Annotated in this window: 32 protein-coding genes; 14 read left to right on the top strand and 18 right to left on the bottom strand. The window is 57.0% G+C overall.

The genetic code is table 11. The features are described from left to right. Positions 1 to 3 precede the first annotated feature (3 nt). The 4 genes from G7090_RS09870 to G7090_RS09855 are packed head-to-tail and all read left to right on the top strand — an operon-like array spanning position 4 to position 3,456. Positions 4 to 768, top strand: a complete 765-nt coding sequence (locus G7090_RS09870) for an SDR family NAD(P)-dependent oxidoreductase (RefSeq protein WP_166182270.1) — start codon at positions 4 to 6, stop codon at positions 766 to 768. Beyond that, on the top strand, positions 765 to 1,496 hold the full coding sequence (locus G7090_RS09865; protein WP_166182269.1) for an alpha/beta fold hydrolase: 732 nt from the start codon (positions 765 to 767) through the stop codon (positions 1,494 to 1,496). Before G7090_RS09870 ends, G7090_RS09865 begins: the two co-directional genes overlap by 4 nt. Continuing rightward, positions 1,489 to 2,277 (top strand): HpcH/HpaI aldolase/citrate lyase family protein, encoded by a 789-nt coding sequence (locus G7090_RS09860; protein WP_166182268.1) that lies wholly within the window; start codon positions 1,489 to 1,491, stop codon positions 2,275 to 2,277. The genes G7090_RS09865 and G7090_RS09860 overlap by 8 nt, the downstream gene beginning before the upstream one ends. A 12-nt stretch (positions 2,278 to 2,289) precedes the next feature. Then, positions 2,290 to 3,456, top strand: coding sequence for a cupin (locus G7090_RS09855; protein ID WP_166182267.1), 1,167 nt, complete (start codon positions 2,290 to 2,292; stop codon positions 3,454 to 3,456). 40 nt (positions 3,457 to 3,496) lie between these two features. Here the strand turns inward: G7090_RS09855 and G7090_RS09850 are convergent, their stop codons facing one another. Next, entirely contained in the window at positions 3,497 to 4,132 is a 636-nt protein-coding gene (locus tag G7090_RS09850) for a carbonic anhydrase (protein ID WP_166182266.1), read from the bottom strand. 43 nt (positions 4,133 to 4,175) lie between these two features. Continuing rightward, positions 4,176 to 4,988: an MBL fold metallo-hydrolase gene (locus G7090_RS09845; protein WP_166182265.1), complete on the bottom strand. Its 813-nt coding sequence runs from the start codon at positions 4,986 to 4,988 to the stop codon at positions 4,176 to 4,178. Positions 4,989 to 5,115: 127 nt separating this feature from the next. Between G7090_RS09845 and G7090_RS09840 the strand changes: the two genes are divergently transcribed. After that, a complete protein-coding gene (locus G7090_RS09840; RefSeq protein WP_032617828.1) occupies positions 5,116 to 5,256 on the top strand; it encodes a hypothetical protein in 141 nt (46 codons plus the stop codon). A gap of 62 nt (positions 5,257 to 5,318) precedes the next feature. Here G7090_RS09840 and G7090_RS09835 read toward each other — a convergent pair whose 3' ends face one another. From G7090_RS09835 to G7090_RS09825, 3 genes are all read right to left on the bottom strand, one after another. Next, complete coding sequence (locus G7090_RS09835; protein WP_166182264.1) at positions 5,319 to 5,801, bottom strand: heme-binding protein; 483 nt, start codon at positions 5,799 to 5,801, stop codon at positions 5,319 to 5,321. Between the two features lie 77 nt (positions 5,802 to 5,878). After that, entirely contained in the window at positions 5,879 to 6,502 is a 624-nt protein-coding gene (locus G7090_RS09830; RefSeq protein ID WP_166182263.1) for a response regulator transcription factor, read from the bottom strand. Then, positions 6,495 to 7,823, bottom strand: a complete 1,329-nt coding sequence (locus tag G7090_RS09825; RefSeq protein ID WP_166182262.1) for a sensor histidine kinase — start codon at positions 7,821 to 7,823, stop codon at positions 6,495 to 6,497. The genes G7090_RS09830 and G7090_RS09825 overlap by 8 nt, the downstream gene beginning before the upstream one ends. A gap of 539 nt (positions 7,824 to 8,362) precedes the next feature. Between G7090_RS09825 and G7090_RS09820 the strand changes: the two genes are divergently transcribed. The 3 genes from G7090_RS09820 (at position 8,363) to G7090_RS09810 (ending at position 9,778) form a co-directional block, all read left to right on the top strand. After that, positions 8,363 to 8,674 (top strand): type II toxin-antitoxin system HigB family toxin, encoded by a 312-nt coding sequence (locus G7090_RS09820; protein WP_166182261.1) that lies wholly within the window; start codon positions 8,363 to 8,365, stop codon positions 8,672 to 8,674. Next, positions 8,671 to 9,090, top strand: coding sequence for a type II toxin-antitoxin system HigA family antitoxin (locus tag G7090_RS09815; protein ID WP_079899847.1), 420 nt, complete (start codon positions 8,671 to 8,673; stop codon positions 9,088 to 9,090). Before G7090_RS09820 ends, G7090_RS09815 begins: the two co-directional genes overlap by 4 nt. Before the next feature lie 70 nt (positions 9,091 to 9,160). Further along, on the top strand, positions 9,161 to 9,778 hold the full coding sequence (locus G7090_RS09810) for a hypothetical protein (RefSeq protein ID WP_166182260.1): 618 nt from the start codon (positions 9,161 to 9,163) through the stop codon (positions 9,776 to 9,778). A 400-nt stretch (positions 9,779 to 10,178) separates the two neighbouring features. Here G7090_RS09810 and G7090_RS23745 read toward each other — a convergent pair whose 3' ends face one another. Then, positions 10,179 to 10,460, bottom strand: a complete 282-nt coding sequence (locus tag G7090_RS23745; protein WP_242685366.1) for a hypothetical protein — start codon at positions 10,458 to 10,460, stop codon at positions 10,179 to 10,181. Continuing rightward, the gene (locus tag G7090_RS09800; protein WP_166182259.1) at positions 10,441 to 10,602 is read right to left on the bottom strand and encodes a hypothetical protein; all 162 of its coding nucleotides are present in this window, start codon (positions 10,600 to 10,602) and stop codon (positions 10,441 to 10,443) included. Before G7090_RS09800 ends, G7090_RS23745 begins: the two co-directional genes overlap by 20 nt. Positions 10,603 to 10,764: 162 nt before the next feature. On the opposite strand from G7090_RS09800, the gene G7090_RS09795 reads away from it, so the two are divergent. The 4 genes from G7090_RS09795 to G7090_RS09780 are packed head-to-tail and all read left to right on the top strand — an operon-like array spanning position 10,765 to position 13,844. Continuing rightward, a complete protein-coding gene (locus tag G7090_RS09795; RefSeq protein ID WP_166182258.1) occupies positions 10,765 to 11,583 on the top strand; it encodes an ABC transporter substrate-binding protein in 819 nt (272 codons plus the stop codon). A 1-nt stretch (position 11,584) separates the two neighbouring features. Then, the gene (locus tag G7090_RS09790; RefSeq protein ID WP_166182257.1) at positions 11,585 to 12,397 is read left to right on the top strand and encodes an amino acid ABC transporter ATP-binding protein; all 813 of its coding nucleotides are present in this window, start codon (positions 11,585 to 11,587) and stop codon (positions 12,395 to 12,397) included. Then, positions 12,397 to 13,173, top strand: a complete 777-nt coding sequence (locus G7090_RS09785) for an amino acid ABC transporter permease (protein ID WP_166182256.1) — start codon at positions 12,397 to 12,399, stop codon at positions 13,171 to 13,173. Before G7090_RS09790 ends, G7090_RS09785 begins: the two co-directional genes overlap by 1 nt. Next, complete coding sequence (locus G7090_RS09780) at positions 13,158 to 13,844, top strand: amino acid ABC transporter permease (protein ID WP_166182255.1); 687 nt, start codon at positions 13,158 to 13,160, stop codon at positions 13,842 to 13,844. Before G7090_RS09785 ends, G7090_RS09780 begins: the two co-directional genes overlap by 16 nt. Here the strand turns inward: G7090_RS09780 and fumD are convergent. From fumD to G7090_RS09760, 4 genes are all read right to left on the bottom strand, one after another. Beyond that, positions 13,825 to 14,034: a fumarate hydratase FumD gene (gene fumD, locus G7090_RS09775; protein WP_032617775.1), complete on the bottom strand. Its 210-nt coding sequence runs from the start codon at positions 14,032 to 14,034 to the stop codon at positions 13,825 to 13,827. The genes G7090_RS09780 and fumD overlap by 20 nt on opposite strands. A 110-nt stretch (positions 14,035 to 14,144) precedes the next feature. After that, a complete protein-coding gene (locus G7090_RS09770; RefSeq protein ID WP_039029111.1) occupies positions 14,145 to 14,957 on the bottom strand; it encodes a MetQ/NlpA family ABC transporter substrate-binding protein in 813 nt (270 codons plus the stop codon). A gap of 25 nt (positions 14,958 to 14,982) precedes the next feature. Further along, positions 14,983 to 15,651 (bottom strand): methionine ABC transporter permease, encoded by a 669-nt coding sequence (locus tag G7090_RS09765; protein ID WP_032617773.1) that lies wholly within the window; start codon positions 15,649 to 15,651, stop codon positions 14,983 to 14,985. Next, complete coding sequence (locus G7090_RS09760) at positions 15,644 to 16,666, bottom strand: methionine ABC transporter ATP-binding protein (protein WP_166182254.1); 1,023 nt, start codon at positions 16,664 to 16,666, stop codon at positions 15,644 to 15,646. The genes G7090_RS09765 and G7090_RS09760 overlap by 8 nt, the downstream gene beginning before the upstream one ends. Positions 16,667 to 17,251: 585 nt before the next feature. On the opposite strand from G7090_RS09760, the gene pykF reads away from it, so the two are divergent. Continuing rightward, positions 17,252 to 18,673 carry a pyruvate kinase PykF gene (gene pykF / locus G7090_RS09755; RefSeq protein ID WP_106993661.1) on the top strand — a complete coding sequence of 474 codons (1,422 nt, stop codon included), beginning with the start codon at positions 17,252 to 17,254 and terminating at the stop codon, positions 18,671 to 18,673. Between the two features lie 310 nt (positions 18,674 to 18,983). After that, positions 18,984 to 19,220: a major outer membrane lipoprotein gene (locus tag G7090_RS09750; RefSeq protein ID WP_012017161.1), complete on the top strand. Its 237-nt coding sequence runs from the start codon at positions 18,984 to 18,986 to the stop codon at positions 19,218 to 19,220. A gap of 62 nt (positions 19,221 to 19,282) precedes the next feature. Here the strand turns inward: G7090_RS09750 and G7090_RS09745 are convergent, their stop codons facing one another. The 7 genes from G7090_RS09745 to sufA form a co-directional block, all read right to left on the bottom strand. Continuing rightward, positions 19,283 to 20,284 carry a L,D-transpeptidase family protein gene (locus tag G7090_RS09745; RefSeq protein WP_166182253.1) on the bottom strand — a complete coding sequence of 334 codons (1,002 nt, stop codon included), beginning with the start codon at positions 20,282 to 20,284 and terminating at the stop codon, positions 19,283 to 19,285. A gap of 97 nt (positions 20,285 to 20,381) precedes the next feature. Beyond that, complete coding sequence (gene sufE / locus G7090_RS09740) at positions 20,382 to 20,798, bottom strand: cysteine desulfuration protein SufE (protein WP_166182252.1); 417 nt, start codon at positions 20,796 to 20,798, stop codon at positions 20,382 to 20,384. A gap of 13 nt (positions 20,799 to 20,811) precedes the next feature. Continuing rightward, on the bottom strand, positions 20,812 to 22,032 hold the full coding sequence (gene sufS / locus G7090_RS09735; protein WP_166182251.1) for a cysteine desulfurase SufS: 1,221 nt from the start codon (positions 22,030 to 22,032) through the stop codon (positions 20,812 to 20,814). Then, a complete protein-coding gene (gene sufD, locus G7090_RS09730; protein WP_166182250.1) occupies positions 22,029 to 23,300 on the bottom strand; it encodes a Fe-S cluster assembly protein SufD in 1,272 nt (423 codons plus the stop codon). Before sufD ends, sufS begins: the two co-directional genes overlap by 4 nt. Continuing rightward, entirely contained in the window at positions 23,275 to 24,021 is a 747-nt protein-coding gene (gene sufC / locus G7090_RS09725; protein WP_106993656.1) for a Fe-S cluster assembly ATPase SufC, read from the bottom strand. The genes sufD and sufC overlap by 26 nt, the downstream gene beginning before the upstream one ends. Before the next feature lie 16 nt (positions 24,022 to 24,037). Beyond that, entirely contained in the window at positions 24,038 to 25,525 is a 1,488-nt protein-coding gene (gene sufB / locus G7090_RS09720; RefSeq protein ID WP_106993655.1) for a Fe-S cluster assembly protein SufB, read from the bottom strand. An 8-nt stretch (positions 25,526 to 25,533) separates the two neighbouring features. Continuing rightward, positions 25,534 to 25,902 carry a Fe-S cluster assembly scaffold SufA gene (gene sufA, locus G7090_RS09715; protein WP_106993654.1) on the bottom strand — a complete coding sequence of 123 codons (369 nt, stop codon included), beginning with the start codon at positions 25,900 to 25,902 and terminating at the stop codon, positions 25,534 to 25,536. Positions 25,903 to 26,017 lie beyond the last annotated feature (115 nt).

Here is a 26,017-nt window from a genome sequence, read left to right as displayed (position 1 = left end):
CCCATGACCTTTCCTGAGATGCCCTCCTTTGGCCTGCACGGTAAGCGCGCCCTGGTGACGGGCGGCTCCAGAGGGCTGGGGTTCGCCTGCGCCGTCGCCCTGGCCCACGCCGGGGCACAGGTGTGGATCGCCGCCCGGGATCGCCAGGGGCTGGACGGTGCCGCCACCCTCGCCGCGGAACATGGGCTGGGGCTGCACCCGGTGGCGCTGGATATCACCGACGTGGCGCAGGTTGAGTCGGCGCTCGCCGGGCTGCCCGCGTTCGACATTCTGGTGAACAGCGCCGGGCTGGCGCGCCACGAACCATTTCTGGCCGTCAGCGAGGAGAATTTCGATGCGGTGATGGCGATTAACCTGCGGGCCACCTTCTTTATCAGCCAGCGGGTGGCGGCGCGGATGCGCGACCAGCAGATCGCCGGGTCGATCGTTCACCTCTCCTCGCAGATGGGGCACGTCGGCGGTCCGCGGCGCAGCGTCTACTGCGCCTCCAAATTCGCCCTGGAGGGGCTCACCAAAGCCATGGCGCTGGAGCTGGGCGAGGACGGGATCCGGGTCAACACCCTGTGTCCGACCTTTATCGAGACCGCGCTCTCGGCACCGTCGCTGGCCGACCCCGAGTTTCGCCGCTACGTGCTGGACAACATCAAGCTGCCCCGGCTGGGCAAGGTGGAAGACGTCATGGGGCCGGTGGTGTTCCTGGCCTCCGATGCCGCAGGAATGATCACCGGCAGCGCGCTGATGGTCGACGGCGGCTGGACCGCAACGTGAGGAGTGAGACTGTGGATAATCACGCCCTGCCGCTGGTGCTGCTCGGCGGCACGCTCTGTAACGCCCGGCTCTGGCAGCCCGTTCTGGCCCGGCTCAATCTGTCGGCCGTGATCTGCCCCCGGCTGACGGCGGAAACCTCGGCGGAGCAGGCCTCGCGGCGGCTGCTTGAACAGCTACCACCGCGCTTTCTGCTGGCCGGGTTTTCGCTGGGGGCGATTGTGGCGCTGCAGATGGTCGCCGATGCTCCCGGACGCATTGCCGGGCTGGCGCTGCTGTCGGTCAACCCGCTTGCCGATAGGCCGGAAAATGGCGCCCTGCGGCGCGAGGCGGTGCGCGACGCGCAGGAGCAGGGGCTGACGACGTGGCTTTCTGGCGCTTTATGGCCGAAGTATGTCGCGCCGTCACGCACCGACGACCAGGCCTTACAGGATCTGATCTGCCGGATGGCAGAGGAGAGTGGCCTCGATAGCTTAGTGACGCAGACCGAGATCGCCATTACCCGCCGGGACAATCGCCGGGCGCTGGCCGCCCTTGCCTGCCCGATCATTATTATCAACGGCGTGCACGACCCGATCTGCACGCCCCACCACCACCAGCTGGCTGCACAGAGCGCCCCGCAGGCGAGATGCGTCACCCTCGCCGCGGCCGGGCACTTCACCCTTCTCGAAGTACCCGATGAGGTCGCGCCCCCGCTAGGCCAGTGGATTCAGGAGTGTTCCAGTGCGTAAAAACAGACTCAGGGTGATGCCAGAAAGCAGCGCCATTATTAACGGCTGGCTGGCGATCCCCTCCAGCTACAGCGCCGAGATCCTCGGCCATCAGGGCTATGACGCGGTGACCGTCGATCTCCAGCACGGGATGATCGACTTCGCCAGCGCGCTCACCATGTTACAGGCGCTCTCCGCCACCCCGGCGGTACCGTTGGTGCGGGTGGCCGATAACGATCCGGCGCAGATCATGCGCATGCTGGATGCCGGTGCCTACGGCATTATCTGCCCGATGATCTCCACCCCGGAAGAGGCACGACGCTTTGTCGCCGCCTGCCGCTATCCGCCGCTGGGCAATCGCTCCTTCGGTCCGGCGCGCGGCTTGCTGTACGGCGGGGCCGATTACCCTCAGCACGCCAATGATGAAATTCTGACCCTGGCGATGATCGAAACCCGCGAAGGGCTGGCGAACCTTGATGCCATTCTGGCCACCGAGGGGCTGGACGGAGTGTTTATCGGCCCTAACGATCTCTCCCTCACCCTGACCGGCAGCGCCAGCGCCGAATCCCGTCACCCGGAAATGCTGGCGGCCATTGAGCTGGTGGTCAGCCGCTGTCGTCAGCAGCAAAAAATCGCCGGGATCTTTTGTACCTCCGGCGAGGCCGCTGCCCGCCGTATCGGCGAAGGCTTCCAGTTTGTCACCCCCGCCAACGATGTCATGCAACTTGGCCGCGCCTCACGCGAAGCTGTCGCCCAGGCGCGCGGCAACGCGATCCCCACCACCGGCGCATCAGGCTATTAACAGGAGAGAATAATGAAAGCACGTCACATTACCCCGGAACAGGCCAGAAGCCGTCTGGTTGCCCCCGAAGATATGGTCTCCTGCAATCTGGCGTTTATTGATTGCAAACTTCCCGGCTCGCACCTGAAGCAGAACTACTCCTTTATTGGCCCGGGCGTGACCCAGTCCTCGGCTCAGGTGGTGAATATCCCGGAACCGCATGGATTTAACATCGGCGCCGCGGCGATGCCGAAAGGGGTGACCAATAACCTGCATCTGCACTTCACCGCCGAAGTGTTTTTGATCCATGAGGGGACCTGGCGATTCCGCTGGGGAGCCAACGGCGAAAACGAAGCCGAGTTCAGCGCCCCGGCCATTCTCTCCATTCCGACCTGGATCTTCCGCGGCTTTACCAACGTCAGCAAAGAAGAGACGTCCGGCATGGTCTACACGGTGCTGGGCGGCAACCATACCGGGGGGATCATCTGGCATCCGTCAATTCTGAATGCGGCCAGCGAGTACGGCCTCTATCTGAGCAAAGAGAACATGCTGATCGACGTCAACGCGGGGGATACCCTGCCGGAACCGGGAGGGCTGCTGGCCCCGCTGCCTCCGGAAGAGATAGCCGCCCTGCGCCACTACTCTGTCGACGAGATGCGCCAGCGGGCGGTCACCGGTGAGGATCGCCGCTGGTCTGCGGCAGGCCTGCTTGATTCGGTGCTGCCGGGCCACGGGGGGGAGATTGCCCCGGTGATTGGCTTCGGTATCAGCCAGGATAAACACGCCGGGCCCGCCATCGTCAATCCGCACGGCTTCTCGGTGGAGTGGCTGCGCCTGAAATCCGATCATGTGGTCGGCCGCCACCTGTGCCCGGACGTGCAGGTGATCATGGTCTTTAAGGGCACCCTGGAGGTGACCTGGAACCTGGAGGGGGAAGAGGTGAGCATTATCGCCCCGGAACGCTCGGTGATTTCGGTCCCGGAGAACAGCTGGCGGCGTTATCGCGCCCTGGACGGCGACATGGAGTGCATTCTCACCACCCAGGGCGATCAGCGTAAACGCGTCTACTGGGATGAGGCGATCCTGGAGCAGGCCAGAGCGGCCAATCGCTGCCTCGATCCGGATGGCTACGTGACGGCGGTGGATCTGCTGCCGGAGACGGCGAAGCGGGCGGGTCTGAGACTGGAAGTGATGCCTTAAGCGGTTGCAGGGCGGGAGATCCCGCCCTGCACGCTGACAATTACTCGAAGTAAACGCCAGGATTGTCTGACAGAGAAATGAAGGTTTTCGAATCTTTATCCAGGGCGAGAATTGCCCCGCTTTCAATATCGTAAACCCAGCCGTGCAGGCGGATAGCGTTGTTACGCAGGCCGACCGCCACCGAAGGGTGAGTTTTGATGTTGCTCAGCTGGGCGAAGACGTTTTCCTGCACCATGGCATTCACTTTGTCAGTCGGGCTATCCCAGGTTTTATTCTCCACCACCGCTTTCGCGGCATCGGAGTAACGCAGCCAGTGGGATACCGCTGGCATCGGATCGAGGTTGGCGTTGTCGGCAATGGCCTTCATCGCGCCGCAGTTAGAGTGGCCGCAGATCACGATGTCGGTAACGCCCAGTGCCACCACCGCGTATTCGATGGTTGCGGAGACGCCGCCTGGCTCAGGCCCGAACGGCGGCACGATGTTGCCAGCATTACGAATGACAAAGAGCTGTCCCGGATCCTGCTGGGTCACTAACTCCGGCACCAGACGGCTGTCGGAACAGGAGATGAAAAGCGCTTTGGGATTCTGGCTGGAGGCCAGACTGCGGAAGAGGTCTTTACGTTGCGGAAAAACTTCTTTTTGAAAGCTGAGAAAACCTTCAATGATATGTTGCATAGCAATGTCTCATTTTATTGTGATTGTACAGGCATGATCGAGATCACGGTTTTTTGAGTTTACCCACCGTCCCCGAGTTCAGACAAGCAATATATTTCTGGACCGACCGCCTGACAATCTCCCGCGCTTTGGCGGAAATGTTCTGCCCTTCAAAGGCGCCGTAGAGCCGTTCAAAGCGCACATTCTCCAGACGCGCGCCGATCGCGCTCACCTCACCTGCCGGCAGCGGAAGCATATTCGGGTAGCTCCACATAAAGGAGACCGCGTCTTTTCCGGGGGTCACCTGCAGGATATCCCCCGCCAGCAATACGCCCCCCTCGACATTCCAGTGCAGCACCGTCCCACCCGCAAAGTGACCGCCCAGCCGCAGGAGCGTAACGCCAGGGGCGATCTCAAGGGAATCCCCCTCCCAGAAGCGCAGGGCGGGACTGTCCCGCATCACCCACTGCCGATCGCTGGCATGCAGATAGACCGGGGCATTAAAGGCCGCGGCCCACTCCTGCATGGTGGTGTAGTAGTGGGGATGGGAGATGGCGATAGCGTCAATCCCGCCCAGCGCCGAGACCAGGGCATGGGTGGCGGGATCGAGGTTGGCGATGCAGTCCCAGAGCACATTGCCCTGCGGGGTACGTAGCAGGATCGCCCGCTGGCTGATGGCAAACGCCGGGACGGTTTTGATGCTCAGAAGGTTGGCCTCAAGCTGTTGCCACTTATTGGTGTGGGTGGTGGTCAGGGTGGCGAAATCGACCCATTCCTGCCCCGTCGCGGGCACGTACTGGCGTTCATCCTCGCAAATGGCGCACTGTTGCGGTTCGAGGTCATAAGACGTGCCGCAGGTTTTACAGATGGCGATCATGACTCCTCCTTTGTCGGATAAGTGATGAGTATGGCAAGGATTATCCTTATGTGCGCTGGGGTGCCTCAGGCTATGGTTTTGCTCTATAATACGACCTGGAACAAAAACCGAACAAAGCAGGTAAATGATGGAAATTGATCTCAACAATCTGGTGTTTGACGGGCTGGATGAAGCGGAAGAACGTAACGCAGAACGCCTTGAAGATGCGGATAAAAAAGCCCAGGCGATTGTAGCGGACGATGACTGCGGTGACGCCTGCAAGATCTGATGTAAAAAGCCGGGTGGCGGCTGCCGCCTTACCCGGCCTACAACACCCGTAGCAATTAATTATTACGACGTAGTCATACTGTCAATTGCTTGCTGGGCGCAGGCTTCATCCAGATGCCCACCCGGCGCGCCGCCGATCCCGATGGCACCAATCACTTCATCCCCTTCCTTAACCGGTAAACCACCCGCCAGCAGCAGCAGGCCCGGGATATCACGCAGGTTCTGTGCCCCCGCATTGCTTTGTGCGGACTCCATCACTTTGCCCGAGGCATTTTTGGTACTGAGCGCGGTAAAGGCTTTCATCTCGCTGGCTTTCAGGGTGTGCGGACCGGCGTTGTCGGTGCGCTGAACCGCTTTAACCACCCCGGCACGATCCACCACCGTGACGCTGACCTGATAATTTTTGTTCGTACAGGCCTGAATGGCCGCGCTGGCTAAAGCGTTCGCCTGAGTCAGGGAGAGACTTTTTTGCGTCACGGACTGGGCGTGCGCCGATACGCTGACCATCCCGGCTACACACACTGCTGCCATCATTAACTTTTTCATCGCACATCCTCGGGTAAGTGGAAACAGATGCAGCGTACCGAGATGCGTACTGAAATGTTATTCGGTCGATTACGCAGTTACCCTGGTAGTTCTACGGATTGCAATTTGTCGTATTCCCGAATGGCCTGTACCAGGCTGGAGACCCCCAGCTTGACGAACACCGCGGCGCGGTGCGCCTCCACCGTTCGGGGCGAGAGGTTCAGCCGGGCGGCGACCTCTTTATTACTGCTCCCTTCCATCAGGGCCAGCAGCACCTCGAGTTCCCGGGCGGTGAGCTGCTCAAACAGCGCTCTGACCCGTCTGGCCTCCTGCCAGCGCCCCACCCGCTGCTGGCTCTCCGCCAGCGCGGCGGTAATGGATTCGATCAGCTTGTCAGCATCCAGCGGCTTGGTGAAAAACTCAAACACCCCGTTATGAAACGCCCGCCGACAGGCATCGATAGTGCCGTGGCCGGTCATCAGGATCACCGGCAGCAGCGGCCAGGGCCAGGCCCTCTCCTCCAGCCAGGCCAGCCCGCCTTTGCCCGGCATACGCATGTCCAGCAGCAGGCAGCCGGTCAGGGCCTTTTCGTCGCCGTGGGCGGCGGTAAAAGCTGCAATACTCTCGTAAGGTTCAACGCGCCAGTGCATCCCGGAGAGCAGAAAAACCAGCGACTCCCTGACCGAGGCATCATCGTCAATTAACCAGATGACATTATCCATTTTCCTGACTCCCGTGATAAGCAAACTGCAACCGGACCCTGGCCCCGCCCTGCGGGGCATTATCCAGGGTCAGGGTGCCATTCATTCTGGTGACTAATGACTCGGTTAAGGTCATGCCCAGGCCGATGCCGCCCTGCCGCCCGCTGTAAAAGGGCATAAAAGCGTTGAGTAAGGCCTCCGGGGTAAAGCCCGGCCCGCCGTCAGTGATCTCTATTTGGATAAATTCGCCGCTGCGCTGGCTGTGGATATGCACCCAGCCCGCCGCCCGCTCCCGCTGCGCCTGGATGGCGTTGCTGAGGAGGTTGTGCAGTACCTGCTCCAGCCACAGCCGATCGGCGCAGAGCGTGCGGGCATCGGGGGCGAAATCATGGGTGAGACGAATATGTCGGGCGGTGCGCTCGTGCTCCAGCAAGTTGCCGACCTGCTGCCAGCAGCTGGCCAGATCCACCTCGTCCAGGTCCACTCTCTCCTCGGTGACATGTTCGCGAAAGCGGGTCAGCAGCTCGGCTATCCGCTGGGTCTGTACCAGCGCCGAGCCGAGGGCCTGAGACACCGCCTCGGGATTGCCCTGATGCAGCTGGCGCTGGGCCCCCTGGATCCAGGTCTGCACCGCCGTCAGGGGCTGGTTAATCTCATGCACGATCCCGGCGGTGATCTCCCCCAGGGTATTGAGCCGGGCATGCTGATAGTAGCGGGCGCGCTGGTCGGCGTTCTGGCGCTGCTTACGCTGCCAGAGGATCACCCCACCCGCCGCAATCACCCCGGCCCATCCCAGCCAGAGCAACACAAACGGCATCGGGGCAACGTTCAGCCACGCCGGTCGGGCCTCGGCCCGCAGGATAAAGGGTTGAGTGTGCTGGGGGAACTGCCGCTGCCAGTGCCAGAAGGCCTCTTCGGAGGGAGGCGATGCGTCGCCGCGCAGATCCAGACTGAGGCGGGTAAAGTGCGGCCAGGCACCGATCACCGACCGGGTATCGATCAGCACCCGGATCTGACGCCAGGGGTTATAGAGCCAGTATTGCGTGTCGCCCACGGGTTCAACCCGCGCGGCGTCGAGGGCGCGCCCCTGGGTCTTTTGCAGGTCGCGTATTTGCGGGAATTTTTTACGCAGCGCGGCCAGATTTTCATCGCCATTCAACAGGGGCAGCACCGACTCATTCTGGGTGAGGACCGCTCCGGTTTCAGCAAAGGCGGTGGCAAACGCCCGGTCCAGATCCCAGTACTGACGGCGGATCTGTTCGGCATACAGCAGCACGCTGCTCAGTAGACAGGCAATCAGCCAGATCAGAAGCCCACGTTTTAAAAATTTTCGGCTGTTCATTTAGTTAACTGGCGCTGGTAAAGGACGCCAGAGACCTTAGCAGGAAGCTAAGCCGGGGACAAAACTTGCGGAGATTTTTGGATGTTAGCGTCCAGCTTGAGTTGGGTATTTTGCTCACGAGCTGCCAGAGAAGCGGGAAGAGATGCTACATCAGGCTCATTATCAGCTGTTTCGCCATAACCACCAGCGAGATCACCACTATCATCAGGATCAGCCTCACGGAGGATGTTGACGCTTCCAGGTTGCTGAACGAGATGGAGTGTTCAGGCTTTGCCTCTGAGTCACCTCCTGTATTTTCTTCTGTCGGCGTTGTCGCTTCTGCCTGGGTGCTGTCATTTGCTGGTTCCTCTCGCTTATGGCCTAACTCGTCGGTTAGCCACGCATCAAAACAGCCCGTATGCCCTCAAGGTCCACTCTGTTCAGGTTAAGTAGGGATTTTGGCGAGGTTGTGAAATGCAAAATTAGCGTTCACATATTGTAAACAGCAAAGGGCAGTTGTATCATGTTCACATAATGTAAACGGATGGAACGACCGCAAGATGCACGTAATTTCAAAAGAACCTTTTGAGGAAGCGGCAAAGCAATATCCCAACGATTCGTTAGCCATTCGGGCGCTGTACCGCGTAGTGCGCGAGACGGACTTCTCTTCTCCAGCTGAGATGCGAACTCTGATACCGAGCCTGGATAATTTTAAGTACCGGAATAAGTGGTGGGTTTTGGATGTAGGGGGCAACAACTTGAGGGTTATCGCCTATATCAATTTCGTGAATAAGCGCTTCTATGTGAAGCACATCGCAACCCACGCTGATTACGACAAGTTGACCCGCTATTACAGGGAGAACAAAGAATGATTACCGACACTGCAAAAGCCATTGAAGCAACCAAACAACTCGTAGCTGCTGTCCCCTTCCTGGGGGGCAGTTCGTCCGAAAGCGATTATCGCGAAGCGATGGAGCTGGTGGACTACCTGATCGAGAACGACGACGAGAACCCACTTATTGACTTCCTGGCGAGCAAGATTGCCGACTATGAAGATAACAGCCCTCGTTTCGCTGAATTCAACAAAGCTATCGCCGAAATGCCGGTCGGCGTTGCACTGCTGCGAACCTTGATTGACCAGCACAAGCTGTCTTACTCAGACCTTAAGGATGAGATTGGATCTAAATCATTGGTTAGCCAAATCCTGTCAGGGCAGCGCTCGTTAACTATCACCCACATAAAAGCACTTTCCGCGCGTTTCGGTGTAAAACCTGAGTGGTTCCTATAACCGAAAGATATAACTAAATCACCATCAGGTGATTTAGTTATGGTTAGATTTCATATGTAAGGAAACTTCCATGTCAGACGAAGAAATAAAGCCAGGGAATGAAAAGGCTCTTAGTCCAAACCAGTCTCTGTCAGAGGCAATAAAAGATAAGATTTTCAATAAAATATATTTTTATATTTTAGTTTCTTTCCTATTGATAAACTGGCAGGAGATATTAATTCTATTCAAATCAAATGAAGATATTTTTTATACATTGTCTATTATCTTTACAAGTCAAATGTGGTTCGACTATATGCTTCCGGCTTGGTTTGCCCATTTCGGCTTGCCAATCCTATTTGGCACCCTTGCATCAGCTTTAACTCCTTTTGTAACATATTGGATTTCAAAGGTTACAGCCAAAAGGTTTGCTAAAATTAGGCGAGCAGACAGAAAAGCTGATCTTGAGGTTGAAGATGAATTTCAAGACCTGCGAATCAAGCTTGTTACAAAAACAAACAAGGCAGATAATCTTTTAAATAGAATCAATTTATTAGAAATGCAAAACGCAACCATGTCAAAGAAAAACACCCAGCCTCAGGAACATAGAAGACAGTTGTTTTTTGGCATTAAAGCATTTGTTGATTATTATGAAACAAAGGGGGAATTGAAAACACCAGAAGGTGAAATAACTACCGCTGCTAATGAGTAAGCATAAGTGGCGTATCATACGCCACCTTTTAACATATTCCATAAACATCTTTTCTGCCTGCACCGGTGGTGTTCCAGTCATCACCAGAGCGTCAATAAACGACTGCTGCTTCTGCATCTTGTTATTTTCTTTCTCTTTCTTTAACGCTGCCTCTTTGTCGGCGGCACGCTTCTTCTGGTTATCAGAGAGTTTTCTGGCTTTGGTTAACTGCGTTCTGAGCTGCTCTATTTTGCCAGAGTCCCTGGCAAGCTTTGAGCTCAAGGCGGCTTGACGTCTTTGATAGATATCCCATTCACGCTTTGCCGCTACAACGTTCGTTTTAGCGTTACGGTTACGGCTAAACTCCTTTTCTTCTGATTTGCCGAAATGCGTGTGGTACGGCACTTATCATCCCTAAAAGCTATTTGCGCCGCAGCCTCTGTAAGGCGCGGGCGATACTAAGCTGCCAGCTGGACGACTGCAACCTGGTGAGCGCGTGGATAACGTGCTTACACGCGACACCTCGAAGTTTTGGGTTTTTGATTTTGGGGTAGGCATACTCTTTCGGCGGTGCCAGCGCGAAGTTACCCGCTGTGGCGATATAGCGATACCAATACTGGTGGCGGGGCGTGCGCGGAAGAACGCACACCTCGTTCCAGTAAGTTTCCCGCACATGGCGGTGTTCAGCGTTGCGTTTGCTCATGGAACCACTCCGGATCGATATTGGCGATGTCCACGCCATACAGGCTGGCAACCGGCAAAATGGATTCAATAATACGCTGCGCGCTGTTCTCTTCCGGTTTTGCGGCAAAAAACCGCCGTAACGTACTCATCAGTTTGCCCATTGCCTGTTCCTCATCTGTTCAGCCTGGATGCAGTAAACCAGCAATCTGCCCGCGGTGGAAATGCCGATTCCGGCAATAGTAAAGACGATATTGGCATTTGGCGGTCGGGGTCGGTTATGGGAGCGTAACAGGACAAAACAAAAAACAGACTCAGAGGAACTTATGGCAATACAGACAAAACTGGCGCTGGCACTTAGTTTGTTGGCCGCAGGCGGGATTGTTTCTGGTCAGGCGCAGGCAGATCAACTGGCCGATATCAAGGCGGCGGGGGTGGTGAAAGTCGCCACCTTTGATGCCAACCCGCCGTTTGGCTCGGTGGATGCCAAAAGCCACGAGATCGTCGGCTATGACGTGGATTTCGCTAAAGCATTAGCCAAAACGCTCGGGGTCAAGCTGGAGCTGGTCGCCACTAACCCGGCTAACCGCATTCCGCTGCTGCAGTCGGGCAAGGCGGATCTGATCGTGGCGGATATCACCATCACCCCGGAGCGCGCGCAGGTGATCGATTTTTCCACCCCCTATTTCGTGACCGGGCAGCAGTTCCTGGTTCCGGCCAAAGGAGCGGATAAACTGGATGCCTATAGCAAGGCGCGGATCGGGGCGGTAAAGGGCACCACCGGGGAGCAGGCGCTGCATCAGCGTTTTCCGCAGTCCCGTGTGCTCTCCTATGACGATATCCCGCTGGCGCTGACGGCGTTGCGCAACGGCAACGTGCAGGCCATCACCCAGGACAGCACCATTCTGGCGGGGCTGCTGGCCCAGGCGCCGGACAAAGCGAACTTTAAAATTCTTCCTGACCTGCTGAGTAAGGAGGAGATCGGCGTCGGGGTGAAGAAGGGCGAAACCGCGCTGCTGAAAGTGGTGAACGACGAGCTTGTGAAGCTGGAGAGCAACGGCGAGGCGGCGAAGATCTACGATGTCTGGTTTGGACCGCAGACCCCCTCCCCGCAGCCTCGCGCCTTTAAAATAGAAGCCCAGTAAGATGTCAGGTTTATTCTCACGCTCCGCGGCACCTGCCGCGGATTTTTCACATCTGGCGCAGGCCAGCGTCACCTTTTCAGAGGTGGCAAAACGCTACGGCGATCGTCCGGTGCTGAAGGGCATCAACCTCAGCGTCACGCCCGGAGAAGTGGTGGCTATTCTCGGGCCGTCGGGCTCCGGTAAATCGACGCTGATCCGCCTTATCAATCAGCTGGAAACCCTGACCTCCGGCGACATCCTGATCGACGGCAAATCGACGCGTCAGCTCTCCCGCCAGGCGTTGCGGCAGTTGCGCAGCCGGGTCGGGTTTGTCTTTCAGCAGTTCAATCTCTACAGCCATCTGACGGCGCGGCAAAACATCGCCCTGGCGCTGAAGCACGTGCACGGCTGGCGGCCCGCCGAGGCCGACACCCGCGCCGAAGCGCTACTGGCGCAGGTGGGCCTGGCGGACAAAGCCGACCACTACCCCGAGGCGCTGTCCGGCGGGCAGCAGCAGCGGGTGGCAATCGCCCGGGCGCTGGCCTCCTCCCCGCAGATCATCCTGTTTGATGAGCCCACCTCGGCTCTCGACCCCGAGATGATTGGCGAAGTGCTGCTGGTGATGAAAGCCCTCGCCCACAGCGGGATCACCATGATTGTCGTTACCCATGAGATGCAGTTTGCCCGGGAGATTGCCGACCGGGTGGTGTTCATCGATGGCGGGCACATTCTGGAAGTGGCCCCGCCAGAGCAGTTCTTTCAGCATCCGTCCCATCCGCGCACCCAGCGTTTTCTGCAGAAGGTGCTCAACCCGCTGCATCCGGGAGCGGTGTGATGCCGGCCCTCGACTGGCAAGGGGTGCTGACCGGCCAGCCCTTGCAGTGGATCCTCTCCGGTTTTCTCACCACCCTGTGGGTGACCCTGGCGGGAATGGTAGTCGCCAGCCTCATCACCCTCGCCTGCCTGGGGTTGCGTCTCGCCGGCGGTCGCATCGGCGCAAATATCGTGGCCCTGTGGGTCTCGCTGTTTCGCAACACCCCTCTGCTGGTGCAGCTCCTGTTCTGGTATTTCGCCGCCTGGAACGGACTGCCTCAGGATTTTCGCACCTTCGTGATGGATGAGCATTCCTGGGCGCTGCTGCCGGGCCAGGTCTGGTGGTTTACACCCGAATTTCTCTGCTCCGCCTGGGGGCTGGGGGTCTTTACCTCGGCCTTTCTGACCGAAGAGATCGCCGCTGGATTGCGCGCCGTCTCTGCCGGACAGCGGGAAGCCGCTCTGGCACAGGGCTTTTCCGCCTGGCCGCTGCTGCGCTACATCCTCCTGCCGCAGGGGCTGGCCAACGCCTGGCAACCGGTGGTGGGTCAGTATCTCAACCTGATGAAGCTCTCGTCGCTGGCAAGCGGAATTGGCTTTGCGGAACTGACCTATCAGGTGCGGCAGATAGAGAGCTATAACGCCCACGCGCTGGAAGCGTTCAGCGTCGGCACGGTGCTGTATCTGCTCACCGGCGTGGCGATGGGCGTACTGCTGACGAAACTGGGTCCCACAACTGAACGGCGTAAAAAAGTCGCCCTTACCGCCCGGAGTGAAGAGAAATGTTGGCCGGACTGACCGTGATTACCGATAACCTGGATTATCTGCTGTGGGGGCGGGCCGCAGCCGGTCAGCCCGGCGGCGTGCTGCTGACGCTGCTGATGGCCTTCGGCGCGGCGGCGCTGGCATTACCCGCCGGGATTGGGCTGGCGGGTCTGGCGTGGCGATTTCCAGGCGCGATCCGCAAGGCGCTATTCCTGTGGGCCGAGATTATCCGCGGGATCCCGCTTATATTTGTCATTTTCTGGCTGTGGTATCTGCTGCCGCTCATTACCGGGGGCGACCTGCCGGGGGCGCTGACCGTCACCCTGGCGCTGGCGTGGTTTACCGCGGCGGCGGTGATGCACTCGGTGCTGGCCGGACTGCGGGCGTTGCCCGACGGGCAAACTGAAGCGGCGCAGGCGCAGGGATTTGGCGCGCTGCAAACCCTGGGATGGGTGCTGCTGCCGCAGACGTTGCGCAACATATTGCCGTCGCTGGTGGGGATTTTTATCAGCCTGCTGAAAGATACCTCGCTGGCCTTTATCGTCAACGTGCCGGAGCTGACCACCGTCGCAGGCCAGGTGAACAACCGGGTGCAAATCTACCCGGCGGCGATTTTTGTCTTTACGGGGGTGGTCTATTACCTGCTGTGCTGCGGGATTGAACAGCTGGCAAAACGCTGGCAGTTTAACCGGCCAGCGCTTTGACCACGGTTTCCATCGCCTGGGTCGTCAATTCACTGCGCTTTACCCGCTGGTTCGCCAGCGAGGTGCGCAGGACCCCGGCGATGACAATATGCTTTGGCTCCTGCCCGAGATCGCGCATCTCCAGAACGACTTTGCCTACCACGCGACACATCTCCTGATACAGCGCTTCGTCTTTGGTTACATTGCCCATGATCTTCACTCCATTGCCTGAAAACGTCAGCTTAAAGCATTCATAAGCCTTATACAAAAAAGAAGCCCGGCGAGAGACTCACCGGGCTTTTTAAAAGCAGAATCAGGGGATTAGTTGTTAACCGGGATCACGGCGCCTTTGTATTTGGTGCGGATCCAGTCCTGAATTTCTTTAGAGTGCAGCACGTCCACCAGCGCCACGATATCCTTCTTCTTCTCATCGCCACGGTGCACGGTGATGATGTTGGCGTACGGGTTGTTTTCACCGCTCTCTACCGCGATCGGGTCGTGAACCGGATCCAGACCGGCGTCGATGGCGTAGTTGGCGTTGATGACCACCGCCGCGCCTTCGTCATTGTTATACATCTGCGGCAGCAGAGAGGCTTCAACGTTCGGGGTGAACTGCAGTTTTTTCGGGTTCTCAACGATATCGCTGATGCGCGCGGTCACTTTGTCGATGCCCGGCTTCAGCTTGATCACGCCCTCTTTCTCGAAGATAGAGAGGATACGACCCTCTTCAGAGACGGCATCACGCATGATGATCTTGCCGCCTTCCGGCAGATCTTTCAGCGACTTGTATTTTTTGGAGTAGATACCGATCGGCTCGATATGGATCGCCCCGGCGCTGACGAAATCGTACTCTTTATCCCCGGCGTGATCTTTCAGCACGCTGTTCAGGTAAGGAATGTGCTGGAAGTAGTTGGCGTCGATGTCACGGCCGGCCAGAGCGGTGTTCGGCAGGATGTAATCCTGGAAGGGTTTGATCTCCAGGTCGATACCCTGCTTCGCCAGAATCGGCTTCGCCTGCTCCAGAATTTCCGCGTGTGGGGTGTTGGACGCGCCCACGGTCAGGGTGTCAGCCCAGGAGGCGAAGCTCAGGGCGCTGAGGGTTGCTGCGGCGATCAACGTCAGTGTCTTTTTCATGATGATGGTTCCTGTGTATGTATTATTAGCGTTTATCTAACAGTGAAGTAATGATGTCGCCGCAGAACTGGATAATGAAAACGATGATCAAAATGGTCACCGTTGCCACCAGCGTGACGTCACCATGGTTGCGCTGGAATCCTTCCAGATAAGCCAGATTTCCCAGACCACCGGCACCAATCACCCCCGCCATTGCGCTGTAACTGACCAGCGCAATCAGCGTCACCGTGATCCCTGAGACCAGAGCGGGTGATGATTCCGGCAGTAAAACCCGAAAAATTAAGGTGCTCAGTCGGGCACCCATTGAGCGCGTCGCCTCGATCACCCCTTTGTCCACTTCACGCAGGGCAATCTCCACCAGACGGGCGTAGAACGGCGCGGCGCCAACAATCAGCGCGGGCAGCGCGGCGTTCGCCCCGAGGATGGTTCCCACCACGGTTTTGGTGAAGGGGATCAGCAGTACAATCAGGATGATGAACGGGATCGAGCGGAACACGTTCACCACAATCGAAATCACGCTGTAGACCGTACGGTTGTGGAACATGCCACCCCGGGCGGTTAAAAACAGCGCCAGGCCGAGAACCAGCCCGAGGACAAAGGTCGCAACGCCGGAGAGGGCCGTCATGTACAGCGTTTCAAGCGTTGCCGCCCAGAGCTGGTCCCATTTCAGGTGTGGGAAGAGATTCTCAGCCATGTTTAATTACCTCGCCTTCAATATCACTGTGCTGCAAATCGGCGAGGATATTGTTCAGTTGTTCTTCTGTTGCCACCACGTGTAGCCAAAGCTGGCCGAACACGCCGTGAGCGGTTTGCGTCATTTTGCCGTGCAGGATGTTAAACGGCAGGCCGTAGCGCAGGGTCAGCTCCCCGACAATTGGCTTGTGGGTGCTGTGTCCGGTGAAGGTCAGCTTGATGACGGTGCCTTCCAGCTCGTTCGCCAACTCGGTGTTGAAGGTCTCTTCTTCGGCGTACTGGCTCACCTGACGGACAAACTGTTGCGTAATCGGCTGCTGCGGATGGGTAAAGACCTGCAGCACTTCCCCCTCTTCCACCACTTTGCCGTTTTCCATCACCGCCACGCGGTCACAGATTTTGCGCACCACATGCATTTCATGGGTGATAAGAACGATGGTCAGCTTGAAGCGACGGTTAATGTCGAGGAGCAGATCGAGGATCTGATCGGTGGTCTGGGGGTCCAGCGCCGAGGTGGCCTCGTCGCAGAGCAGCACATCCGGGTTATTCGCCAGCGCCCGGGCAATGCCGACGCGCTGCTTCTGCCCACCGCTGAGCTGGGCCGGGTAGGCCTGTTCGCGGCCCTTCAGCCCCACCAGCTCCACCAGTTCCGCCACGCGGGCTTTAATTTTGGCTTTTGGCACCCCGGCGATCTGCATCGAGAAGGCGATGTTCTCGTTTACCGTGCGGGACCACAGCAGGTTGAAGTGCTGAAACACCATACTGATTTTCAGCCGCGCCTGGCGCAGGGCCTCGCCTTTCGCCGCGGAGATATCTTGGCCGTTAATGGTCACGCTGCCGGTGGTCGGTTTTTCCAGACCATTCAGCAGACGAATTAAGGTACTTTTACCTGCGCCGCTGTAGCCAATAATTCCATAAATTTGTCCCTGCTCTATCGCCAGGTTTACGTTGTCAACGGCGGTCAACGCCACTTTTCCGTTGTCAAAAATCTTCGAAATATTCCTGAGTACTATCATTCTTAGAGTAATCCGTTCGCCTGTGGCGGTTTAGCAGTATGGATGTCCAAACGATAGTAAACAGCCGTTATTAGCTTTTAAACGACTGAAAAGGAATATCTTATAACTTACAGCGATATACCCCGTGCGCACTGGTAATAACCGTAAAGCGTATTTTCAGCAATCAATAGTTACGGAATGAATATGTGGACTCGCCCAAACACTTTGCGGCGTTTGACGTAAGGATTTCTACTGGCGCAACATCCTGAGGGGGAACCTTAACGCATTGATAACAATCTATTGTGAAACGCTATATAAAATTTTTGAAACGCTGTTTTTCTTTCCCTTTTGCGCATCTTTCAGCGTATAATGCGCGCCTAATCCCTGATGAATGGTTTCAGCGCTTGGACTACAAAAAACAACGCAATCAACTTTCCCTCTCTCCCTGGGCTGAACCACAGGCACACATTCTTCTGCACGCTCATTTGATGTCTCCTATCCTTAGTGCGTGTCACAAAAAATTTCGCAACACAGGTTTGACTCTGAGGCCCTGCGCCCCCGGAGCGAGATTTCCATATCCTTCTCAACTTAAAGACTAAGACTGTCATGAAAAAGACGAAAATTGTTTGCACCATCGGCCCGAAAACCGAATCTGAAGAGATGCTGACCAAAATGCTGGAAGCCGGCATGAACGTTATGCGTCTGAACTTCTCTCACGGTGACTATGCTGAACACGGTCAGCGCATCCAGAACCTGCGCAACGTGATGAGCAAGACCGGTAAAAAAGCAGCAATCCTGCTGGATACCAAAGGTCCAGAAATTCGTACCATTAAACTGGAAGGCGGTAATGACGTTTCGCTGAAAGCGGGACAGACCTTCACCTTCACCACTGACAAGTCCGTTGTCGGCAACAGCGACATCGTTGCTGTAACCTATGAAGGCTTCACCAGCGACCTCTCCGTTGGCAACACCGTACTGGTGGACGACGGCCTGATCGGTATGGAAGTCACCGCTATCGAAGGCAAAAATGTTGTTTGTAAAGTGCTGAACAACGGCGACCTGGGTGAAAACAAAGGCGTTAACCTGCCAGGCGTTTCCATTGCCCTGCCAGCGCTGGCAGAGAAAGACAAACAGGACCTGATCTTCGGTTGCGAGCAAGGCGTTGACTTCGTTGCTGCCTCCTTCATCCGTAAACGTTCTGACGTGGTTGAAATCCGTGAGCACCTGAAAGCGCACGGCGGCGAGCACATCCAGATCATCTCCAAAATCGAAAACCAGGAAGGCCTGAACAACTTCGACGAGATCCTCGAAGCGTCTGACGGCATCATGGTTGCACGTGGTGACCTGGGTGTTGAAATCCCGGTTGAAGAAGTGATCTTCGCGCAGAAGATGATGATCGAGAAGTGCGTTCGCGCACGTAAAGTGGTTATCACCGCTACCCAGATGCTGGACTCGATGATCAAAAACCCACGTCCAACCCGCGCTGAAGCCGGCGACGTGGCGAACGCCATCCTCGACGGTACCGATGCAGTAATGCTGTCTGGTGAGTCCGCGAAGGGTAAATACCCGCTGGAAGCTGTTTCCATCATGGCCACCATCTGCGAGCGTACCGACCGCGTGATGCCAAGCCGTCTTGATAACAACAACGACAGCCGTAAACTGCGTATCACCGAAGCGGTGTGCCGTGGCGCGGTAGAAACTGCCGAGAAACTGGAAGCACCACTGATCGTGGTTGCCACCCAGGGCGGTAAATCTGCGAAAGCCGTGCGTAAATACTTCCCGAACGCGACCATCCTGGCTCTGACCACTAACGAGATCACTGCTCGTCAGCTGGTACTGAGCAAAGGCGTTGTGCCACACCTGGTGAAAGAGATCGCCTCTACGGATGATTTCTACCGTCTGGGTAAAGAAGTGGCCCTGCAGCTGGTTGAGCGTGGTCTGGCGCAGAAAGGTGACGTTGTGGTGATGGTTTCCGGTGCGCTGGTACCAAGCGGCACCACTAATACCGCATCTGTTCACGTCCTGTAATAATACCGAACGAATTAATTTGTTTAAAAAGCGTCCTTCGGGGCGCTTTTTTTATTTCCGCTATCAACCAAACTTATTAAAAAAGCAAATCGGGTTTTTCTATTTAACGGGCACGTAATCTAAGATGAATCCGATGAAAATTGTCTGTTTTTGCACAATATTTTTCACGAAATAGTCAAAACAGGTGTTTCTTTGAGCGAACGATCAAAAATAGGCATATTCCCATCAAAAAAATATTCTCAACCTAAAAAACTTTGTGTAATACTTGTAACGCTACATGGAGATTAACTCAATCTAGAGGGTATTAATAATGAATCGTACTAAACTGGTACTGGGCGCGGTAATCCTGGCTTCTACTATGCTGGCTGGTTGTTCTAGCAATGCTAAAATCGACCAACTGTCTTCTGACGTTCAGACTCTGAACGCTAAAGTTGACCAGCTGAGCAACGACGTGAACGCAATGCGTTCTGACGTTCAGGCTGCTAAAGACGACGCAGCACGCGCTAACCAGCGTCTGGACAACCAGGCTACTAAATACCGTAAGTAATAGTACCTGTGTTAATAAAATGGCGCACATTGTGCGCCATTTTTTTTGCCCCGTATTTCGCTTTACTGAATCGCCTGTTCATGCCCGCCTTCCGGCAAGCGACTGTTCTGCGCTGACAAGCTACCGCTCTGTACCTGCGACTCACCACCTGCCGAGACCACCACCGGGATCCCCGCCCGACGCGCCAGGGCTTTATTCACCAGCTGCTTATCGCTTCCGTCCTGCGTGATAAACGAGCTTAACCCGGCAGATTGCGCGATAGTCAGGGTTTGTGGGTTTTCCCCCTCCGCCGTCGCCAGCGGACGATGCACTTCAACATAGCGCTTACCGTCCGGCTCCACCGAGAACTTCACCGGCTCATTGATGATCTGCACCCGTGTACCCACCGACGCCTGGGCGAATAGCGCCTTGATATCCGCGGCATTCATACGCATACAGCCGGAGCTGACGCGCAGCCCGACGCTATCCGGTGCGCTGGTGCCGTGAATGAGGTATTCGCCGTTACCCACGCCCAGACGCATTGCAAAGCGCCCTAACGGGTTATTGGGCCCTGCCGGCACCACCGGGGGCAGTTTAATGCCCTGCTCCAGCGAGCGTGCTCTGATGCCCGCTGTGGGGGTCCAGGTTGGATTGGGGATTTTCTGGCTGATGCGGGTGACGGTGACCGGTGTATCCAGCCCCAGTTGACCAATGCCCAGCGGATAGACCTGGACGCTGTTTTCACCCGGTGGATAGTAGTAAAGCCGCAGTTCTGCCAGATTCACTACAATCCCTTCACGTGGGGTGTCCGGGAGCAACATTTGCGAGGGGATGGTGATTACCGTGCCCGGGGCCGGATAGACCGGGGCGATGGTATTATTGGTTTCGAGTATTAAGTGCGCAGCGGTATTAAACCGGCGCGCAATGGCCTGCAGGTTATTATCCCCTTCCTGAATGATATACGTCTGGTTTTGCCCGATAAGCCGACTGCCCGCCGGCGGCAAGGGATAATCCATCGCCAGGGCGCTATTAATCGCGCTGAGCGAACCAAAGAAAATGAGAGAGACCAGGGACGCGCGCTTCATACTGAGATTCCTTATTCACTGACTGAACGTCAGAAAGCTGAAAAACCCACGAGGCGGGAACCGCCTCGTGAAACAGAATGATAGCTGTCTGGTAAGTTTAGCTAATGTTGGCGGCTTTGGTGCGGATTGCGCGGATCATTGCCTCAAGCCCCTGAGAGCGGGAAGGCGTTAAATGCTGGGCCAGCGCCATTTTTTCAAACCACGGGCGCACGTCAAAGGCGACAATATCCTGAGGGGACATCTGCTGATATAAAATAAACACGACAGCAATAAGGCCTTTCACTATTGCCGCATCACTGTCGCCGGCTAATTCAATCATTCCGGCGTCATTCTGGTGCATTATTATCCACACCTGGCTCTGACAGCCCTGAATACTGTTTTCCGGACTGTGCGCCTCCTGGCTCAACTCAGGCAGGCGCTGCCCCAGCTCAATAATGTAGAGGTATTTCTCTTCCCAGTTTGCGCAACGCGTAAAGTTACGCAGCAATTTGTCTCTGTCTGGCAACGCAGCCATCTTTTCCCCTCTTTCAGCCCAGCAGATGGTGGATACGTTTCAGCCCTGCCACCAGTCTGTCGACCTCTTCCATTGTGTTGTACATCACCAGCGATGCGCGGCACATCGCCGGTACCTGATAGAACGCCATCAGCGGCATGGCGCAGTGGTGTCCGGTGCGCACCGCCACCCCGTAGTTATCGAGAAAACTGCCGACGTCATAGGCGTGGTGTTTCCCCAGATTAAAGGCGATCACCCCCTGACGGTCTGCCGGGCCATACAGGGTCAGATCCGGCACGCTGGCCAACTCTGCCAGCGCGTAGTGCATCAGCGTCTGCTCATATTCGGCAATGGCATCCAGGCCAATGGACGAGACATACTCTATCGCCGCCCCGAGGCCGATAATCCCCCCGGTGTTGGGCGTCCCGGCTTCAAAACGCCAGGGCGCCCGGGCGTAGGTGGTGCCTTCGCTCAGGCTGACGGTAGCGATCATCGATCCGCCCCCTTCCCACGGCGGCATCTTCTGCAGGATGTCGTCTTTAACGTACAGCACGCCGATCCCGGTCGGGCCGTACAGCTTATGCCCGGAGAAGACGTAGAAATCGCAGTCCAATGCCTGCACGTCCACGGTGTGGTGCATCACCGCCTGGGCCCCGTCCACCAGCACTTTTGCGCCGACCTGGTGCGCTTTAGCAATGATCTCCGCCACCGGGTTTTCGGTACCCAGCACGTTGGAGATTTGGGTGAGGGTCACCAGCCGGGTGCGCTCGTCCAATAGCGTCTCAAGCCGTTCAAGCTGTAGGGTGCCGTCCTGATTGAGCGGGATCACCCGCAGTTCGGCTCCGACGCGTTCACACAGCATCTGCCACGGCACGATATTAGCGTGGTGCTCCATCTGGGTGATGATGATGTTATCCCCCGCATGGACCTCGGCACTGCCCCAGCTGTTGGCCACCAGGTTGATCCCTTCGGTGGTGCCGCGGACAAACACCAGCTCTTCCGGGGAGCGGGCATTCAAAAACGCCGCCGCCCGGGTACGGACGTTCTCCATCCGCTGCGTGGCTTCGGCGCTGAGGGTGTGGATCCCCCGGTGCACCGCGGCATAACCGTGCCGGTAAAACTCTGCCTCGGCCTCGATCACCTGCGCGGGCTTTTGCGCGCTGGCGGCGCTGTCGAGATAGGCAAGCGGCAGACCGTTCACTTCACGGGTCAGGACCGGAAAATCCGCCCGCACTCTCTCTACAGGAAAACTCATGCCACACCTCCGGGCAGACGCTGACCGATACGCGCCAGCACCTGCTGTCTTAAGGTTTCATCCCCGAGCGCTTCGGTCAGCTCGGCGGCAAAGGCGTAAATGATCATCTTCTCTGCCGCCTGCTTGTCGATCCCGCGGGAGCGCAGATAGAACATCTGCTCGTCATCAATCCGACCCACCGTTGCCCCGTGGCTGCACTTCACATCATCGGCATAGATCTCCAGCTGCGGTTTGGTGTCCACCTCCGCCAGCCGACCCATTAGCAGATTGTTGTTGGTCATCTGCCCGTCGGTTTTGATGGCGTGCTGCGCCACGTTAATCAACCCGTTAAAGACCGCCCGGCCCTTATCGCTGACGATGGTTTTGTGCAGCTGACGGCTGTTGCAGTAGCCCTTGTTGTGCTCCAGCCAAGTGCGGGTGTCGCACACTTCGGTTTTCACCGGCATCGCCAGGCTGTTGATGCGCAGCGTGGTGTTTTCGCCGTTCAACTGGGTGCTGGTGTTATGGCGCAGTACCGCCCCACCCAGCAGGAAGCTGTGGCTGTAGGCCGCCGCATCGGCGGCAAGCAGCAGATCGTTATGGGCGAAGTGGTGGCTTGCCGCATTCTCAAACGCCAGTTTGATATGGTGCAGCTGAGCGTTGGCCGCCACGTTCATGGTCAGACGCGAGCCGGTGAAGTGCCGCATCTCATTAAGACTAACGTAATGCTCAATGATGGTTGCTTCTGCACCCTGCGCCAGCTCAAGATGATGGCGGTAATGAGCAGTATTAATTTCTTCGCCTGCCAGACCCTGAGTTACATGTAGTAAGAGCAACGGCTTAGAAGGTCGTAGGTCACGCTTCACGCGGATATGGGTCACGCTCTGGGCCAGGCTCTCGGTGAGGTGCAGAAACAGCTCCGGCTGCACCGGTGCCGTCAGGCTCTGACGCTCATCATTAATAATGACCTCAAACCCGCTATCGTCAGGGCTGTCGCTCAGTTCGGGGCTAAAGCGCCCGTCCACAAACACCAGCCGGGTGGCGTCAAGGGTCAGCGCCAGTGCATCCCGATCGGCGGAGGTTACGCTGGCAGGCCGGGTAACGAACTCGCCGTTAAGCAGTCCGTCCAGCGGAGTATATTTCCAGTTCTCATGCTTACGCGTCGGCAAGCCGAGGCGCAGCATCTGCTGCAGGTGCTGCTGGGCCTGCTCAGAGCGCGTCCCGCCCTGGGCCTCAAACAGACGGTGCCACTGCTGCAGCGCGTTACTGCTGTTCGCTAAGCCAGCCATAGCCCTGCTCCTCCAGCTGTTTCACCAGCGTGAAATCACCGGATTTCACAATCCGCCCCTGATAGAGCACATGCACGTAGTCCGGCTTGATGTAATCGAGAATACGCTGGTAGTGGGTGACGATGATGAATGACCGCTTGCCGTCACGCAGGGCATTGACGCCGTCGGCGACAATCTTCAGGGCGTCGATATCCAGCCCAGAGTCAGTTTCATCGAGAATGCACAGCTCTGGCTCCAGCACCGCCATCTGCAGAATGTCGTTACGCTTCTTCTCCCCGCCGGAGAAACCAACGTTGACCGAGCGGGTGAGCAGGTCTTCCGGCATCTTCAGTAGCTGGATCTTCTCTTCCATCAGATCCTGAAAATCAAAGCGATCCAGCTCCTCTTCGCTGCGGTATTTGCGCACCGCATTCAGCGCGGTCTGCAGGAAGAACTGGTTGCTGACGCCCGGGATCTCCACCGGGTACTGGAAGGCCATAAAAATGCCTTCCCCCGCACGGTCTTCCGGTGACATCTCCAGCAGATCTTTACCCTTAAAGTCTACCGAGCCGCCCACCACTTCGTAATCTTCGCGCCCGGCAAGGGTCGCCGAGAGCGTACTTTTCCCTGAGCCGTTCGGCCCCATAATGGCGTGGACTTCACCCGGACGAACCTCCAGGCTCAGGCCGCGCAGGATCGCTTTATCTTCCACACTGACCTGTAAATCTTTAATGCTTAACATGTGCTTTCCTTAATCCTTAACCGACGCTGTGTTCAAGGCTAATCGCCAGTAATTTCTGCGCTTCAACGGCAAATTCCAGCGGCAGTTCAGAGAACACATCCTTACAGAAGCCGTTGACGATCATTGAGATGGCATCCTCTTCGCTGATGCCGCGCTGCAGGCAGTAGAAGAGCTGATCTTCCCCGATCCGCGAGGTGGTGGCTTCGTGCTCCAGCTGGGCGCTGTTGTTCCGGCACTCGACGTACGGGAAGGTATGCGCCCCGCAGTCCGGGCCAATCAGCATCGAATCACACTGGGTAAAGTTGCGCGCGTTAGTCGCCGTCGGCATGATCTTGACCAGTCCGCGATAGCTGTTCTGGCTTTTACCCGCCGAGATCCCTTTCGAAATGATGGTCGATCGGGTGTTCTTGCCGATGTGGATCATCTTGGTGCCGGTGTCGGCCTGCTGATGTCCGCTGGTAAGCGCCACCGAGTAGAACTCGCCGATGGAGTTATCCCCGCGCAGAATGCAGCTTGGGTATTTCCAGGTGATGGCCGAGCCGGTTTCCGACTGGGTCCAGGACATCTTGCTGTTTTCGCCTTCGCACAGGGCGCGCTTGGTGACGAAGTTCAGAATGCCGCCGGTATTGTTATCCCCCGGGAACCAGTTCTGCACCGTCGAGTATTTTACCTCGGCGTCTTTATGGATGATCACTTCCACTACCGCCGCGTGCAGCTGATAGCTGTCGCGAACCGGGGCGGAGCAGCCCTCGATATAGCTGACGTAGCTGCCCTCATCCGCCACCAGAATGGTGCGTTCAAACTGCCCGGTTTTCTCGGCGTTGATGCGGAAATAGGTCGAGAGCTCCATCGGGCAGCGCACACCCTTCGGCACATAGATAAAGGTGCCGTCAGAGGCCACCGCCGCGTTGAGCGCCGCAAAGAAGTTATCGTTGCTGGGCACCACGGTGCCGATGTACTTCTTCACCAGTTCCGGGTGGTCGTGGATGGCTTCGCCAAAGGAGCAGAAGATGATCCCCTGCTCGCCCAGCTTTTCCCGGTAGGTGGTGGCCACCGAGACGGAGTCGAAGATGGCATCTACCGCCACCTCACGCCCTTCCCGCACCGGCACGCCGAGCTGCTCGAAGGCCTCTTCCACCTCTTTGCTTAAATAGGCGTTGGCCCCGGTCTGCTGCACCGCACCCGGTTCCGAGGCGCAGGTATCGTCGCAGTTGCCGCACGACGGCGCCGAGTAGTAGCTGTAATCCTGATAGTTCAGCTTGTCGTAGTGCGCCTTCAGCCAGTGGGGCTCTTCCATCTCCAGCCAGGCTTTAAAGGCATTGAGACGGAACTCCAGCATCCAGTCAGGTTCATTACGCTTTGCAGAAATGGCGCGGATGACCTCTTCATTGATCCCTTTTGCCAGCTCATCGGTCTGCAATTGGGTGAAGAAGCCCTCTTTGTAATTAATGTGGCCGCCGGACCAGGTGTTGACGTCGTCACTTGCTTCAGTATGTCGAGACATAATACCGCCTATACCCCAAAACTTTCGCCGCAGCCGCATTCGTTCTGGGCTTTCGGGTTATTGAATTTGAATAACTGGTTTAAGCCTTCGCGCACGTAGTCCACTTCGGTACCGTCAATAAACGGCATCGCCTGCAAGGGGACATAGAGTCGGGCGCCGTCCTGCTCAAAAAGCAGATCGTCCTTAGCCGGTTCGCTGACGGTATCCAGTACATAACCAAAACCGGCGCACCCGGTCGTCTTAACGCCTAACCGCACGCCCAGCATGCCCGCCTGCTTGCTCACCAGCTCGCGAATATGCGCCGCTGCGGCAGGTGTTAGCGACAATCCACGCCACGCAAATTCCGTCGGATCAAATGTTTCTGAATGCTGTTGCATATATCCACCTCTTGTAGTGCGCCCTCAGGGCATAACACCATGTTAGTGATAATGATTATCACTTCAACCCCTCAGTTGCAGGGGCATTCGGCTGAACCGCCCTTTTTGGCTACTT

It is taken from the genome of Leclercia sp. 29361 (assembly GCF_011290365.1).
Taxonomy (GTDB): domain Bacteria; phylum Pseudomonadota; class Gammaproteobacteria; order Enterobacterales; family Enterobacteriaceae; genus Enterobacter; species Enterobacter tamurae.
This window is presented reverse-complemented; position numbering and strand designations above follow the sequence as displayed.